The sequence below is a fragment of the Citrobacter sp. MGH104 genome (assembly GCF_001034485.1).
Lineage (GTDB): Bacteria > Pseudomonadota > Gammaproteobacteria > Enterobacterales > Enterobacteriaceae > Citrobacter > Citrobacter freundii.
In genome coordinates this window covers 2110617-2126442 of record NZ_KQ089818.1, presented here as the reverse complement: position 1 = coordinate 2126442, position 15826 = coordinate 2110617, and the positions used below count along the sequence as shown (strand labels likewise).

General features: G+C 54.0%; 10 protein-coding genes and 1 pseudogene. 3 read left to right on the top strand and 8 right to left on the bottom strand.

Annotated elements, in window-relative coordinates; genetic code table 11:
- Window positions 1–24: 24 nt before the first annotated feature.
- Entirely contained in the window at window positions 25–2730 is a 2706-nt protein-coding gene (malT, locus tag SK34_RS10010; RefSeq protein ID WP_003848003.1) for an HTH-type transcriptional regulator MalT, read from the bottom strand.
- Between the two features lie 618 nt (window positions 2731–3348).
- Here malT and malP point away from each other — a divergent pair.
- Together malP and malQ are read left to right on the top strand one after the other, a co-directional pair.
- Window positions 3349–5742 (top strand): maltodextrin phosphorylase, encoded by a 2394-nt coding sequence (malP, locus tag SK34_RS10005; protein ID WP_046671277.1) that lies wholly within the window; start codon window positions 3349–3351, stop codon window positions 5740–5742.
- A 9-nt stretch (window positions 5743–5751) separates the two neighbouring features.
- The gene (malQ, locus tag SK34_RS10000) at window positions 5752–7839 is read left to right on the top strand and encodes a 4-alpha-glucanotransferase (protein ID WP_048232934.1); all 2088 of its coding nucleotides are present in this window, start codon (window positions 5752–5754) and stop codon (window positions 7837–7839) included.
- 96 nt (window positions 7840–7935) lie between these two features.
- Here the strand turns inward: malQ and gntT are convergent, their stop codons facing one another.
- The 3 genes from gntT to gntX all read right to left on the bottom strand — a co-directional run bounded on the left by gntT (window position 7936) and on the right by gntX (window position 10937).
- On the bottom strand, window positions 7936–9252 hold the full coding sequence (gene gntT, locus SK34_RS09995; RefSeq protein WP_003023507.1) for a gluconate transporter: 1317 nt from the start codon (window positions 9250–9252) through the stop codon (window positions 7936–7938).
- A 367-nt stretch (window positions 9253–9619) separates the two neighbouring features.
- Entirely contained in the window at window positions 9620–10195 is a 576-nt protein-coding gene (gene nfuA / locus SK34_RS09990) for a Fe-S biogenesis protein NfuA (RefSeq protein ID WP_003023509.1), read from the bottom strand.
- A 58-nt stretch (window positions 10196–10253) separates the two neighbouring features.
- Entirely contained in the window at window positions 10254–10937 is a 684-nt protein-coding gene (gene gntX / locus SK34_RS09985; RefSeq protein WP_003023511.1) for a DNA utilization protein GntX, read from the bottom strand.
- Between the two features lie 37 nt (window positions 10938–10974).
- On the opposite strand from gntX, the gene bioH reads away from it, so the two are divergent.
- Window positions 10975–11745: a pimeloyl-ACP methyl ester esterase BioH gene (gene bioH / locus SK34_RS09980; RefSeq protein ID WP_048232932.1), complete on the top strand. Its 771-nt coding sequence runs from the start codon at window positions 10975–10977 to the stop codon at window positions 11743–11745.
- A 45-nt stretch (window positions 11746–11790) separates the two neighbouring features.
- On the opposite strand, the pseudogene SK34_RS09975 reads toward bioH, so the two are convergent.
- The 4 genes and pseudogenes from SK34_RS09975 to feoA form a co-directional block, all read right to left on the bottom strand.
- A pseudogene (locus tag SK34_RS09975) lies at window positions 11791–12534 on the bottom strand (Rpn family recombination-promoting nuclease/putative transposase); the annotation flags it as partial.
- 161 nt (window positions 12535–12695) lie between these two features.
- Window positions 12696–12932 (bottom strand): [Fe-S]-dependent transcriptional repressor FeoC, encoded by a 237-nt coding sequence (gene feoC / locus SK34_RS09970; RefSeq protein WP_003023516.1) that lies wholly within the window; start codon window positions 12930–12932, stop codon window positions 12696–12698.
- An 11-nt stretch (window positions 12933–12943) separates the two neighbouring features.
- Window positions 12944–15262: a Fe(2+) transporter permease subunit FeoB gene (gene feoB / locus SK34_RS09965; protein WP_003023518.1), complete on the bottom strand. Its 2319-nt coding sequence runs from the start codon at window positions 15260–15262 to the stop codon at window positions 12944–12946.
- An 18-nt stretch (window positions 15263–15280) separates the two neighbouring features.
- Window positions 15281–15508: a ferrous iron transporter A gene (gene feoA / locus SK34_RS09960; protein ID WP_003023519.1), complete on the bottom strand. Its 228-nt coding sequence runs from the start codon at window positions 15506–15508 to the stop codon at window positions 15281–15283.
- Window positions 15509–15826: the final 318 nt, after the last annotated feature.

Here is a 15826-nt window from a genome sequence, read left to right as displayed (position 1 = left end):
TAAGCGTCGCGTATCAGGCATTAACTAAACGCCGTATCCCATCATTTTCAGCAGCTTCTGCGCATGTTGCACCGCATCCTGGCGGTGTGCGACGCCGAGCTTTTGGTACAAATTGCGGATGTGCGTCTTGATGGTCGTTGCCGCGACGGCCAGCTCTGCGGCGATCTGCTCGTTGCTGTAGCCCGAATAAATTAGTCCCAGAACCTGCCATTCGCGCTGGGTCAGCGGGCTGGTGCGGATAAGCTCCGGTACTTCCGGGTGAGTCAGCAGACGCTCAACGAACCCTTCATCGAAGTGGGCGAATTTATGGCGATGATGCTGGTTAATTTCACGCAAAATGCGCTGGGCGCGGTGCTGATCGAGTTCCGGTAAGGTATTGAGCTGAATCAGCTGGCGCAGTTGTTGCGCCATGGCCTCGCCTTCGATAACAAAGTGGCTGATAAACCCGGTGCGGTTCGCCAGCTGTAGGGCCTCGAGTAACACACGCTGGGCGTCATTTTTGCGCCCTGCCTGCCAGTAGAGCTGATTAAGCAGCAGCAGGTTACGGTTCAGATCGCTCATCAGGCGCAGATTGCGTGCATTTTCATTCAACTCTTCCAGCACAATTTCAGCCGGCTCAAACTCACCCAACAGGATTTGCGCGCGAGCGATGTTGCGCCACTGGCTTTGCAGGAAGTGGTTATTGGCGAATTCTGGTTTCGGCGTGTGGCGCAGCCAGTTGGCGGCAGAGTTTTTGTCGCTCACCATTTGCCAGTAAATCACCCGCACCTTATCGGCGTTGGAGATCCAGTCGCTGTGATAGTGACCGTTGCCCAGCAGGTTTTCCAGACGGTTGAGCAGGCTGCGAGCGTTATCAAGATCGCCCCGCGCAAGTGAACACTGAACCAGCAGCGCCAGACACTGTAGCTGTTGCTGCGGCTGGAAAGTGGAAAGCAGTTCAATACCGCTACGGGCAGAGGCTTCTGATTCATCCAGACGCGCCCATGCCCACAGTAGCTGCGCACGAATGCGCACCAGGAACTCGTGCATCGGCAGCTGTTCCAGGTGCTGCTCTTTGATCAGCTGGAACGCTTTTTCCTGAGTCTCCCAGGCGGCCTGTAAAAAGCCTTGGGCAAACAAAATTTCGCTTTGCTGGATAAGGCTCCACAGTGCGTAATGCCAGACGTCATGATGACGTGCCATTTGCTCGGTTTGCTGCATTAACGCCAGAGAGCGTGTGAGATCGCCCTTACAGTGTAGGACTTCGCCGTGCACCGAGGTGGCGACGATACGACTATAGAACCAGGCGATGGGTAATTCATCCAGCGCCAGTTTTGCCAGGCGTTCGGCTTCGTCAGGGTTGCCATCGTTAATCGCTACCTGCGCCCGTAAAGCGTTGAATTCGGCGTGCAGCGTTGGCTCCATGTCGCCTTTTATTTCCTGCTCTGCGCGCGCCAGCAGGGTGTTAACCTCTCCGTAGCGGTGCTGGCTCTGCATCAGCCAGGCCTGTAGCAGAACCAGACGCGGATTTTCCAGCAGGCTTTCCCACGGCAGGGCTTTCAGCGACTCTTCCAGTAACGTCAGCTCGCTGTGGTTAAACAGTCCCCACGCATGATTAAGCAGGATATCGCGCAGCATATGGGCGTCACCGGCCGCCAGCGCGTGGTGGATAGCTTCGCTGGGGAAGCCTTGCGCCATCCAGCTTTCGGCGGCGGCGCGGTGTATTTCGGGCAGTTCGTTCGCCAACTCCCATTGGCAGCGCTGGCGTAAAAAGCTGCCAAACAGCGGGTGATAGCTGAACCACTCGCCAACGTCATCCATCCGCTGCAGGAATAACCCCTGGCGCTCAATTTCTTCCAGTCGCATCTGGCCATTTTCTTCCCCGGTAACGCGGACGATCAGCGCATCGTTCATGGAACGCAGAATGGCGCTTTTCAGCAGGAAGTGACGGGTGCCGAGGTCGACGCTGTCCAGCACTTCATCAACCAGATAATCGGACAAATGGCTGGCGTTGATCCCGGCGAGGCGTCGTGCCGACTGGTGAGCAGAGTTATTGTTCTGGCGGGCGGAAAGGGCGATCAGCTGTAACGCTGTGGCCCAGCCAGCAACGTCATCGCACATCCGGCTGCTTTCTGCCGCTTCAATGGGAGAGGACAAACGTCGGTCGAAAAATTGTTTGGCTTCCTGATGGTTAAAGGCCAGCTGTTGGCTGCCTATTTCCAGCAGTTGATCGCGTACCCGCAGGTTGGCAATACCCAACTGCGGCAGGTTGCGCGACAGTACGACCAGCGTGAGGTTTTCAGGTTGGTGGCGCAGGAAGAAACGCATCGCTTCGTGAATAGCCGGATTGGAGATCAGATGATAATCATCCACCACCAGGTAGAGCGGACGGTGCCACTCGGCCAGTTCGATAAATAGCTGGGCAAACAGTGACGTCAGACTGGCGTACTGGCGCTTTTGCACCATCGCTTCGCTGGTGGTGCAATGTCCACCCGTTGCCTGTTGGATGGCGGCGATCAGATAGCTGGCAAAGCGCTCTTGTTGATTATCGCCTTCATCCAGAGAGTACCAGCCTAAGTCGTTCTTCCCCGCCGCCCATTGTGAAACCAGCGTTGTTTTTCCATAACCAGCAGGACTTGTTATCAGGGCAAGCCTGAAATTGTTCACGCCGGAAAGTTTAGCCAACAGGCGCTCACGAACCACCGTATGGTCGAGTCGAACCGGACGACTTAATTTAGACGGAATCAACATAAGTTAGTCACTTCACTGTGTGAAAATAGGGAAGAATGATTTTTTTTGCGCTTCGTAATTAATAGATATAAGGTCGGCCAGATTGGTGTTTTATGCAAGCTAAGCGGACTTTTTGTGTGTCTGATTTTGCACTATGTCACAAATCTATACATCTATTGCAATAATTGTTTTAAAGAGTCGCAACAGGCGTGGCGACTGGATCCGTTGTAATTTTTAATGTGTCGGAAAATCCCTCTGTTTTTATATAGTTACTCAGGCGACTAATCAAAATCGACGAATTTTGTGGCCGACTTAAAATTTTTATGTGAATTATCTTACCCGGCATAGATATTTCAGGTTAGAAACTATTTCTCTATTTACATTTTGTTTCTCATCGTCACTCCATTATTTGAGATTGTGGATTAATCCTTTGTTATTAATGCGTCATCCAAAGGGCGTTATGCACGGTTTGCGCGAATTTACGGGTGATTACGCCCCCTTTAAGTGGCGGAGATCACACTTTTATGCTCATCCCCGCTCCTCCTCCCTCCCTAATCCGTGCCAGGATGAGGAATGTCAACAACGAGCCAGGCAAACTAGCGATAACGTTGTTTTATTACCTAAGGATCTGGAACCCCTATGTCACAGCCTACTTTCAACAAAGATCAATTTCAGGCTGCCCTGACGCGTCAGTGGCAGCGCTTCGGTTTACTGTCGGCTCAAGAAATGACGTCGCGCCAGTGGTGGCAGGCAGTGAGTGGGGCGTTGGCTGAGTTACTCAGCGCCCAGCCTGCGGCGAAACCGGCAAAAAATCAACGTCACGTTAACTACATCTCGATGGAGTTTTTGATTGGCCGTCTGACCGGCAACAACTTACTCAACCTCGGCTGGTATCAGGAGGTGAGCGATGAGCTGAAAGCACATGATGTCAACCTGACCGACCTGCTGGAAGAAGAGACCGATCCGGCGTTGGGTAACGGTGGATTGGGGCGCCTGGCAGCCTGCTTCCTCGATTCGATGGCGACTGTCGGCCAGTCGGCGACGGGCTATGGCCTCAACTACCAGTACGGCCTGTTCCGTCAGTCGTTTGCCGATGGGCAACAGATGGAAGCCCCGGATGACTGGCATCGTGGCAGCTACCCGTGGTTCCGTCACAATGAGGCGCTGGATGTGCAGGTTGGGATTGGCGGTAAGGTCAGCAAAGAAGGCCACTGGGAGCCAGGTTTTACCATCACCGGTCAGGCCTGGGATCTGCCAGTTCTCGGCTACCGTAACGGCGTAGCGCAACCGCTGCGTCTGTGGCAGGCCAGCCACGCGCATCCGTTTAACCTGACCAAATTTAACGATGGTGATTTCCTGCGCGCAGAGCAGCAGGGCATCGATGCCGAAAAACTGACGAAAGTGCTTTACCCGAACGATAACCACACCGCGGGTAAAAAGCTGCGCCTGATGCAGCAGTACTTCCAGTGTGCCTGTTCTGTAGCTGACATTCTGCGCCGCCATCATCTGGCAGGGCGTAAACTTCATGAGCTGGCGGATTTTGAAGTTATTCAGCTCAACGATACTCACCCGACCATTGCCATTCCTGAGCTGCTGCGCGTGCTGATTGATGAGCACCAGATGAGCTGGGACGATGCGTGGGCCATTACCAGCAAAACCTTTGCTTACACCAACCACACCCTTATGCCAGAGGCGCTGGAGTGCTGGGACGAGAAGCTGGTGAAAGCGCTACTGCCGCGCCATATGCAAATCATCAAAGAGATTAACGAGCGCTTTAAGGCGTTGGTCGATAAAACCTGGCCGGGTGATGCTGAAGTCTGGGCGAAGCTGGCGGTGGTGCACAACAAACAGGTGCGCATGGCTAACATGTGCGTGGTCAGCGGCTTTGCGGTTAACGGTGTGGCGGCGCTGCACTCCGATCTGGTGGTGAAAGATCTGTTCCCTGAATATCACCAGCTCTGGCCGAACAAATTCCATAACGTCACCAATGGGATTACCCCACGTCGCTGGATTAAGCAGTGCAACCCGGCGCTTGCCGCACTGCTGGATAAAACGCTGAAAAAAGAGTGGGCCAACGACCTCGACCAGTTGATTAACCTGGAAAAATACGCCGACGACGCGAAGTTCCGTCAGCAGTATCGCGACATCAAGCTGGCGAACAAAGAGCGCCTGGTGAAGTTTATTAAAGCGCGTACCGGTATTGAAATAACGACTAACGCTATCTTTGATATTCAGATTAAACGTCTGCATGAGTACAAGCGTCAGCACCTCAACCTGCTGCATATTCTGGCGTTGTACAAAGAAATCCGTGAGAACCCGCAGGCAGATCGCGTGCCGCGCGTATTCCTGTTTGGCGCAAAAGCTGCTCCAGGTTACTACCTGGCGAAAAATATCATCTTCGCCATCAACCAGGTTGCACAAACTATCAATAACGACCCGAAAGTTGGCGACAAGCTGAAGGTCGTCTTCCTGCCGGATTATTGTGTCTCGGCGGCGGAAATGCTGATCCCGGCGGCGGATATCTCTGAGCAGATTTCAACCGCAGGGAAAGAGGCTTCCGGTACCGGTAACATGAAGCTGGCGCTGAATGGTGCGTTAACCGTTGGTACGCTGGATGGCGCAAACGTCGAAATCGCCGAGAAGGTAGGTGACGAGAATATCTTTATCTTTGGTCATACCGTGGAAGAGGTGAAGGTGCTCAAAGCCAAAGGCTACGACCCGGTGAAATGGCGTAAAAAAGATAAAGTGCTGGATGCTGTCCTGAAAGAGCTGGAAAGCGGGAAATACAGCGACGGCGACAAGCATGCCTTTGACCAGATGCTGCACAGTATCGGCAAGCAGGGCGGCGACCCGTATCTGGTGATGGCGGACTTCGCGGCCTACGTTGAAGCTCAGAAGCAGGTTGACGTGTTGTATCGTGACCAGGAAGCCTGGACCCGGGCGGCGATTCTGAATACCGCACGTTGCGGCATGTTCAGCTCGGATCGCTCCATCCGCGATTATCAGGCTCGTATCTGGCAGGCGAAACGTTAAGGAATCGCGATGGAAAGCAAACGTCTGGATAATGCCGCGCTGGCGGCGGGGATCAGCCCCAATTACATTAATGCCCACGGTAAACTGCAGTCTATTGGTGCCGAAACCAAACGGCGTTTGCTTGACGCCATGCATCGCACCACCGCTGCCACTCAGGTGGCGGTAACTCCGGTGCCGAATGTCATGGTCTACACCGCTGGCAAGAAAATGCCGCTGGCGGTTGAGGGAAGCGGAGAGTTTAACTGGCTGCTGACCACCGAAGAGGGCGTGCAGCACAAAGGGCATGCCGTCGGCGGTAAATCTTTCACTCTTCCGGCGAAGCTGCCGGAGGGGTATCACACGTTGACCCTGACCCAGGGCGAGCTGCGTACCCATTGTCGTATCATCGTGGCGCCAAAGCGCTGCTATGAACCGCAGGCGCTGTTAGCCGGGCAGAAGCTGTGGGGCGCATGCGTTCAGCTCTACACCCTGCGATCAGAAAAGAATTGGGGGATTGGCGACTTTGGCGATCTCCGCGCCATGCTGGTAGATGTGGCGCAACGCGGCGGCGCGTTTATCGGGCTTAATCCTATTCACGCGCTGTATCCGGCTAACCCGGAGAGCGCCAGCCCGTACAGCCCGTCTTCACGCCGCTGGTTGAACGTGATTTATATTGATGTGAACGCCGTAGACGATTTCCGCCTGAGTAAAGAGGCGCAGGCGTGGTGGCAGAAACCCGCGACTCAGCAAGCTCTGCAACGTGCGCGCGATGCCGAGTGGGTTGATTATTCTGCCGTTACTGCACTGAAGATGACGGCGCTACGTATGGCGTGGAAAAGCTTCTCCGCACGTGATGATGAGCAGATGGCGGCATTTCGCCAGTTTGTGTCTCAGGAAGGGGACAGCCTCTACTGGCAGGCAGTCTTTGATGCGCTGCATGCGCATCAGGTGAAAGAGGACGCATTGCGCTGGGGATGGCCGGTGTGGCCGGAAGCTTTCCAGTCAGTGGACTCGCCAGAGGTAAAACGATTCTGCGAAGAACATCGTGACGATGTGGATTTCTACCTGTGGTTACAGTGGCTGGCGTATACCCAGTTTGCTGACTGCTGGAAAACCAGCCAGAGTTTTGCGATGCCGATTGGACTGTATCGCGATCTGGCGGTTGGCGTGGCCGAAGGTGGGGCGGAAACCTGGTGTGACCGCGAGCTGTATTGCCTGAAAGCCTCGGTTGGTGCGCCGCCGGATATTCTCGGTCCACTCGGACAAAACTGGGGGCTGCCGCCGATGGATCCGCACATCATTACGGCACGCGCCTACGAACCGTTTATCGAACTGCTGCGCGCCAATATGCAGAACTGCGGTGCGCTGCGTATCGACCATGTTATGTCGATGCTGCGTCTGTGGTGGATCCCCTACGGTGAAACTGCCGATCACGGCGCTTACGTGCACTATCCGGTCGATGACCTGCTTTCAATTCTGGCGCTGGAGAGTAAACGTCATCACTGCATGGTAATTGGTGAGGATCTGGGTACTGTGCCGGTGGAGATCGTCAGCAAGCTGCGCGACAGCGGCGTGTACTCCTACAAAGTGCTTTATTTCGAGAATGACCATGAGAAAAACTTCCGTACGCCGAAAGCGTACCCGGAACAATCAATGGCAGTCGCGGCGACGCATGACCTTCCTACGCTTAAAGGTTATTGGGATAGCGGCGATTTGACGCTGGGTAAAGCACTGGGCCTGTATCCGGATGAAGTCGTGCTGCGCGGGTTGTATCAGGACCGAGAACTGGCGAAACAGGGGCTGCTGGACGCGCTGCACAAATACGGCTGCCTGCCAAAACGTGCCGGTCACAAGGCATCCCTGATGTCGATGACGCCGATTCTTAATCGCGGCATGCAACGCTACATCGCTGACAGCAACAGTGCGCTGCTGGGCCTACAACCGGAAGACTGGCTGGATATGGCTGAACCGGTCAACATTCCGGGGACCAGCGACCAGTACAAAAACTGGCGGCGTAAGCTCACCGCCACGCTGGAGCAGATGTTTGCCGATGAGAGAGTGAATAAGCTAATTAAGGATTTGGATAAGCGGCGAAAAGCGGCCGCGAAGAAGAAGTAGTGTTATTTTGCCGGATGGCGACGCAGAGTGCGTCTTATCCGGCCTACGATGACAGCGGTAGGCCGGGTAAGCGAAGCGCCACCCGGCACCGTTTTATCAGACCACCATACCCAGCAGCAGACACCCTACCAGACCGCAGACAGAGATAATGGTTTCCAGCATTGACCATGACTTGATGGTTTCACCGATGGTCAGGTTGAAGTACTCCTTGAACAGCCAGAAACCTGGATCGTTCACGTGGGAGAAGATGACAGAACCGGAACCAACCGCAATAACCATCAGCTCAGGGCTTACGCCGGTTGTTGCAATCAGCGGCGCCACTATCCCACCAGCGGTGATCGCTGCAACGGTTGCGGAACCCAATGCGATACGCAGTACTGCAGCGATAGACCATGCCATCAGCAGCGGAGACACGTTAGAGCCGTGCATCATTGAGGCGATGTATTTGTCCACGCCGCTATCAACCAGGACCTGTTTGAAGGCACCGCCGCCGCCGATGATCAACAGCATCATCGCAATGATTTTGATTGAAGACACCAGCGTGTCGTTAATCTGATCCATCGAACGTCCGCGGTTCAGACCAAACGTGAACATCGCAATCAGCACTGCAATCAGCGTTGCCATGACCGGGTCACCGAGGAATTCTGCAACCGTCAGGAAAGCATGACCTTTCGGCAGAATCATCTCCGCCACGGCGCGCATTGCCATCAGAATAACCGGGACCAGAGAGGTCCAGACGCTGACGCCAAAGCCTGGCATCTCTTCTTCAGTGAAGGTTTTTGCGCTGTACAGACCTTCCGGGATTGGCTTATCAATGCCTTTCAGGAAACGTGCGTATACCGGACCGGCGAGAATAACGGTCGGGATTGCCAGAATCGTACCAAACAGCAGGGTTTTACCCATATCTGCGTGGAAAATGGTGGCAATAGCGGTTGGACCCGGGTGCGGTGGCAGGAAGCCGTGCGTTACGGACAGTGCCGCAGCCATTGGCACGCCAACGTACAGCAGCGGGATATTGGCAGCAGCGGCAATGGTGAACACCAGCGGCAGCATCAGTACGAAACCAACTTCGTAGAACAGGGCAAAACCAACGGTGAAGCCGGTTAATACCACCGCCCATTGAATATGTTTTTTGCCGAATTTAGCAATCAGGGTGGTTGCGATGCGCTGTGCGCCGCCGCAGTCCGCCAGCATTTTGCCCAGCATGGCGCCAAAACCCATAATCAGGGCGAGGCTGCCAAGGGTTCCGCCGACGCCGGCTTTAATTGAACCGATGACTTTATCCAGTGGCATCCCTTGCATCAATCCGACAGCAAGCGCCACCAGGACGAGAGCGATGAAGCCGTTCATTTTGAAACGGATCATCAGGAGGAGTAACAAGATTACACCGATAGCAACGATGACTAATGGCATGATTTACCTGGCCTTAACTTTGTTATGGGTAACGTCAGTGTTTAGATGACAAATTCCGATTGTCCCGACCGGGAACAGAGTATTCTCAGCACCAATGCTGGTTGCCTGCAAAACTAATCAGTTTCGCTGGCTATTATGTGTGTGTTAGGTGCTGATACGAATGATACGGGTAACATGTGGCGCTTGAAAATCACCTGGGCAGGCAAAATTTAAATTATGAGAGGCTGGTCAAATTATGCGGGGGATTATTACAGGGTGCGTGCAGAGAAATGTAAGGGCGTAGGCCGGATAAAGCGTTTACGCTGCCATCCGGCATCGATGCCCGGTGGCGACGCGGATGCGTCTTACCGGGCCTACAAGTCTGGCGTTAGTAGTAAGAGTGCTCGCCGCGCTGGTGTTCGGTTAAATCGCGAACGCCTTTCAGTTCAGGGAATTCAGCCAGCAGCTGCTTCTCGATACCTTCTTTCAGCGTCACATCGACCATTGAACAGCCGTTACAGCCGCCGCCAAACTGCAGAATGGCGTAGCCTTCATCGGTGATTTCCATCAGAGATACGCGACCACCGTGACCAGCCAACTGTGGGTTGATCTGCGATTGCAGCATGTACTCCACGCGTTCCATCAGCGGCGCATCATCGGCAACTTTACGCATTTTGGCGTTTGGTGCTTTCAGGGTCAGCTGGGAGCCTAACTGGTCGGTAACGAAATCGATTTCTGCATCTTCCAGATACGGTGCGCTCAGTTCATCAACATATGCGGTCAGCAGGTCAAATTTAATGGCGGTGTCGGTTGCTTCCACGGCGTCCGGCGGACAATAAGAAACGCCGCATTCAGCGTTAGGCGTGCCGGGATTAATCACAAATACGCGGATTTGTGTCCCTTCTTCCTGATTTGCCAGCAGTTTGGCAAAGTGCGCTTGTGCAGCATCGGAAATATGGATCATAGTAATGGCCTAATAGTTGACTATTTTACTTGGTTATAATACGCCCATCATCGAGGCTCTACAAGGTTCGACACAGGCACCATACCTGGACAGTCGCCGCGCCGTTGCGTAAAAGCAGCTGCGCGATTTCCGCGACGGTACTTCCGGTAGTGACGACATCATCCACAATAACCATATGGAGTCCCTGCACCGGCAATTCAAGGCGAAAGGCATTTTTCAGGTTACGTTTACGTAATCGGGCGCTGAGATGGTGCTGTGTGGCGGTTGCCCGAACCCGCGAGACGGTCTGGCTGTCCCAGTCGCAACCCAGCCAGCGTGCAAGCGGACGGCACAGTAAATCGCTCTGATTAAACCCTCTGCGCCAGTGTCGGCGTTGCCAGAGCGGGACGCTGACCAGCCTGTCCGGCAGAGGAAGGGCGCTGACGCGCCGGGCCTGTAGTACCTCCAGCAACAGCAAACGCGAAAGAGCGGAGGCTGTTTCGCTGCGTCGCGAAAACTTGAGCTGGTGGATAAGCCCGCTCAACGGCGGAACATAGTCGCTGACGGTGACCAGCCGCTGCCACGGCGGCGGTTTTTGCAGGCAGCGCCCACAGGGAATGACGGTATGAGCGGCAGGGAGTCCACATTGAGGGCATAGGCTGGCGTGTTGGCGCGTTGCCCGCGTACAGACTGAGCAGATCCCCCAATGCCCTAACGTCAGGGGCATTCGGCATAGCCAGCACAATCCCGGTACTGTTAGCATAGAGGCATCCTTTCAGGCTAAAAGAGAACAATAACTGATGAATGACATCTGGTGGCAGACCCAGGGTTCGGGAAATTGCCATCTTGTGCTGCTGCACGGATGGGGACTGAATGCGCAAGTGTGGCATTGCATAAGCGAGGAACTGAGTTCGCATTTTAAGCTGCATCTTGTCGACTTACCGGGATTTGGTCGTAGCCAGGGTTTCGGTGCAATGTCGCTGGAAGAGATGGCTGAGCGGGTATTGAAACAGGCACCGGAGAAAGCTATCTGGCTCGGCTGGAGTCTGGGCGGGCTGGTCGCGAGTCAGGTAGCCCTAACGCATCCTGAGCGTGTTCAGGCGCTGGTGACCGTCGCGTCTTCCCCTTGCTTTAGCGCGCGGGATGAGTGGCCGGGTATCAAGCCAGAGGTGCTGGCAGGCTTCCAGCAGCAGCTGAGCGAAGATTTCCAGCGTACAGTGGAGCGTTTTCTGGCATTGCAAACGATGGGTACGGAAACCGCGCGTCAGGATGCGCGAGCGTTGAAGAAAACGGTACTGGCTTTACCCATGCCGGACGTCGAGGTGCTTAATGGCGGGCTGGAGATCCTGAAAACGGTCGATCTGCGTGAGCCGCTGTGCACGGTGGAAATGCCTTTCCTGCGGTTGTACGGCTATCTTGATGGGCTGGTGCCGCGCAAAGTCGTCCCGATGCTGGATGCCCTGTGGCCGCAGAGCGAGTCGTTGGTGTTTGCTAAGGCGGCGCATGCGCCGTTTATCTCGCATCCGGCGGAGTTCTGCTCAGCGCTGGTGGCGTTAAAACAACAGCTATAGCCAATGTTGACTTGCCCGGTAGCGTCGCGCTTGCCGGGCCTGAAATTAATGGGGTTGTGCTGGCAGGTCTTCAGCGCTAAGCCCGGTAATTCTGAGTATTGTTAATCTGTCGATACCATCCGCTAGCATGGTTGTCGCGATGCGCAAAGCTTCCTCTCGTTTGCCTTGTTGTAGACCTGTTTGTAACCCCTCTTGTAATCCTTTCCGATGGCCTTCCTGAAGACCATTAAAATGTCCTTCCTGCCGTAGCCTCTCAGCGATTGTCATCAATCTCTCCTTGTGTTGGGGTAAACGTTCGGCGACTTCATGAATAAATTCCCCAAAATGCACGGTGTCTCCGGCTTGCATCAGGTAATTAAACAAGGCTTTCAACTGGTTGTCATTAGCGTGTCCTTTAACAAGCAGGATGGCCAGTTTTTCTACCAGCCCCATCAAATCGCGTTTACGTATATGTTTTTGGATGAGCTCCAGCAGCGCCATCCGGCGGTGCTGCATAATCTCGTCATCGGGCACAACGGTGATATCGATCAGTGGAAACGCGGTGCTATAAAGTTGTCTGGCGGACTCCGGGTCATCAAACTCGTCCAGCCAACAAAGTGAATAGGGATATGGGCTGACGGTACCATGATAAAAAAGTAGGGGGATCACCAACGGTAGTTTCTTATGGCCCGCGTCCAGATGCCTCTGCATTACGGCAATGGCATAGCGCATTAGCCGAAATGCCATGTGAGCATCGGCGCTGCTTTGATGTTCAATAATGGTGTAAATGTAACCATCACCTTCGCGGGTAGCTGGCTGGAGGATAGATCTTTTTTGCTGAAATAATGAAATCTATGTGGAATCCATTACGCAAAAAAGCCGGATATCTGCATAAACGAATTATCCGGCCTGGACGTTTGCATCATTTGTAGGCCGGATAAGCGTAGCGCCATCCGGCAAAGAGCATCTGATTAGCGCAAAGCCCACCACTCGCGCAGGCAGGCTTTACCTTCCGGGCAACTTTTGCAGCTTCCGGAAAGACACCCGTCGGCATCTTCCTGAATCCGCACCGCTTTGCCCATCTTTTCTAACTGATTCAGCATGGCGTCAATCATGGGCTGCGGGGTATGCAGCGTGTGGCTAATTTGTGTTGCCTCCATACGCCCCCGCAAAGCCAATAAATCACGAACCTGAATAAGTGATGCCATTGTCGATAACCTTAGTGGCAATCGCCAGTCGTGCTGGAACAGCAGGAACTCGCCGTTCTGTTGGTTGCCAGCAGTGCGAGGTCCACGCGGCTGCGAGCTCGACGCAGTAGGCCCAGCAACACGATGTTAAACAGGATGACCGCTAAAATGCACACCAGGCTGTAGGTCGGGTGCTCTTTGTAGCTGACCGTCTGATAAAACAGCGTCGACAGAGAGTAGGCGATATTCAGGCCCCACAGAATCGAGAAACTCATCCAGCCACGGCTGGATTCACGTGCGATAGCGCCCATCACTGAAATGCACGGCACATACAGCAGAACAAAGATCAGGTAGCTGTACGCGGCGGCGGCGCTGCCAAATTTCTCGCCCATCACGCCCATTGCGCCCGTCGCCATTTCGCCGTCGCCCTTGCTGGCTTCGATAGGGTTAGCCAGTACGCTCAGGCTGAAGGTGTCTTTCAGGCTTTGCCAGGTTTCATCCACTGCGCCGAGCAGCTCGTCACCGAGGTGGAAATCTGCCGGGTTGAACTCTTCTTCCTGAATGTTTTCCGCGGTATAGAGCGTGTTCAGCGTACCCACCACCACTTCTTTCGCCATCGCGCCGGTGAACAAACCTACGGTTGCCTGCCAGTTATCTTCGTGAACGCCAATCGGTTTAAACACAGGAGTAATAACACGGCTAACGGAGGCCAGAGCAGAGTCGTTGATGTTATCGACGATTTTCCCGCTCAGCGAGAAACTGTTAAACGCGCTGAGGAAAATGCTGACGATGATGATGACTTTACCTGCACGCAGAACGAAGCCTTTCAGGCGTTGCCAGGTCTGAATAATCAGACTCTTGATGTGCGGCACGTGGTATACCGGCAGCTCCATCACGAACGGCGTTGCTTCACCACGCATGATGGTGTGTTTGAGCATCAGGCCCGTCAACACCGCCATCACGATACCCAGTACGTACAGCGAGAAGACCGCCAGTGCGCCGTTCTGACCAAAGAACGCCGCGGCAAAGACGGCGAAAATCGCCAGACGTGCGCCGCAGGACATAAACGGCGCCATCATGATGGTCATCAGACGCTCACGCGGGGCGTCCAGCGTACGTGCGCCCATCACGGACGGTACGTTACAGCCAAAGCCGACGATCAGCGGGACGAACGATTTGCCCGGCAGTCCCAGCGCCTGCATCAGACGGTCCATCACAAACGCGGCGCGCGCCATGTAGCCGGAGTCTTCAAGGAAGGAGAGGAACAGGTACATCATGCCGATTTGCGGTACCAGCGGCAGCACGGTGTTAATCCCGCCGCCAAGGCCCTGGGCCAGGAAGATAGTGAGCCAGTCCGGGAAGTGCAGCGTGTAGCCAATCCACTGAATACCATGGATAAAGAGTGCTACGGAGCCGACGTCAAACAATGGTTGCAGCGCGCCGCCGATGTTAATGGCGAGCAGGAACATCAGGTACATCACGAACAGGAAAATCGGTAGCCCGAGGAAGCGGTTGAGAACGATTTTATCTACCGCGGTGGTGAAACGGCTCGGTTCTGCCGTCAGAGTATTGCTGACGGTATCGCAGATAGCGGCAATGCACTGATAGCGCGCATCGGCGATATGCAGCGCCGGATCGTCCATTGTCTCGCTCAGGCGTGCGATAGAGGCATCGAGATTTTGCGCGGCATCACCCGCATAGGCGCGGCTGTAGATATCGCCTTCCAGCATCTGCAGGCCAAGCCAGCGGCGCTGTTTGAGCGGCATATCTTTGGCCATCGCGTCGGCGAGGGAGTCCGCTTCCTGCAGCAACGGCTGGGCATAATGGACCAGCTCGACGGTGTCGTTTTCTTTGTAGCGATCGATCGCCAGCTTCAGCGCTTCAATGCCGCGGGCGCGGGTGGAAACCAGCGGAACCACCGGGCAGCCAAGACGTGCTGAGAGGGCGTCGATATCAATACGGATTTGCTGCTTTTCAGCGATATCCAGCATATTCAACGCGACGATGCAGGGGATGCCCAACTCAAGCAGTTGCAACGTCAGGTAGAGGTTGCGTTCAAGGTTTGAAGCATCGACCACGTTGATCAACAGATCCGCGTCGCCGCTTAAAATATAGTGGCAGGCAATCTGCTCATCGAGAGAGGTCTGGGATGAGATTGTCGTCAGAGAATAGGTGCCGGGTAAATCCACCAGCGTGACCTGATGGTCCGTTGTGGCGAAATGACCTTCTTTACGCTCAACGGTAACGCCAGCCCAGTTACCTACACGCTGGCGCGCGCCGGTGAGCTGGTTGAATAAAGTTGTCTTGCCGGAATTAGGATTACCAATTAAACCAATGGTTAGTTTTTTCATTTTTATAGACTCACTGTATTAACAGGAAACCGCTTCCACTTCTAATAACGCCAAATCCTTTTTACGCAATACCAGACTTACGCGACGCGTTTCGATATGGATAGGATCGCCGAGCGGGGCGACGCGTACTACGTTGAAGGAGGAGCCGGGCAGCATGCCAAGTGACAACAGTTTCTGACGATAAGCCGGGCTGATTTCACGGGCAAAGCCGGTAATTTTCCACGCACTGTCAGGAGTGAATTGCATAGGGACCTACTTATATCTCGCTAACTGGATGATTACCTCATGGGGCGACAGGGCGGCATGAGACCAGATGATTAGCCAACGTAAGGAAAGAGTAAATAATCAACAAAACAATGATAATGAGAATGGTTTCTATCATCAATAGAATAAATGTGACGGAATGTACAATTGGATAATAATTTGAGCCAATTTTGATATTCCTCAATATTTATTCTTGTAGGGAAAGAATGGTTCGCGGAGGTAATTATTGAGAATCTTAATGTTTAATTAAGGTTTCATCTGTTAATAAAGTGATAAATATATTGTGGTGAAAAGCGGGGC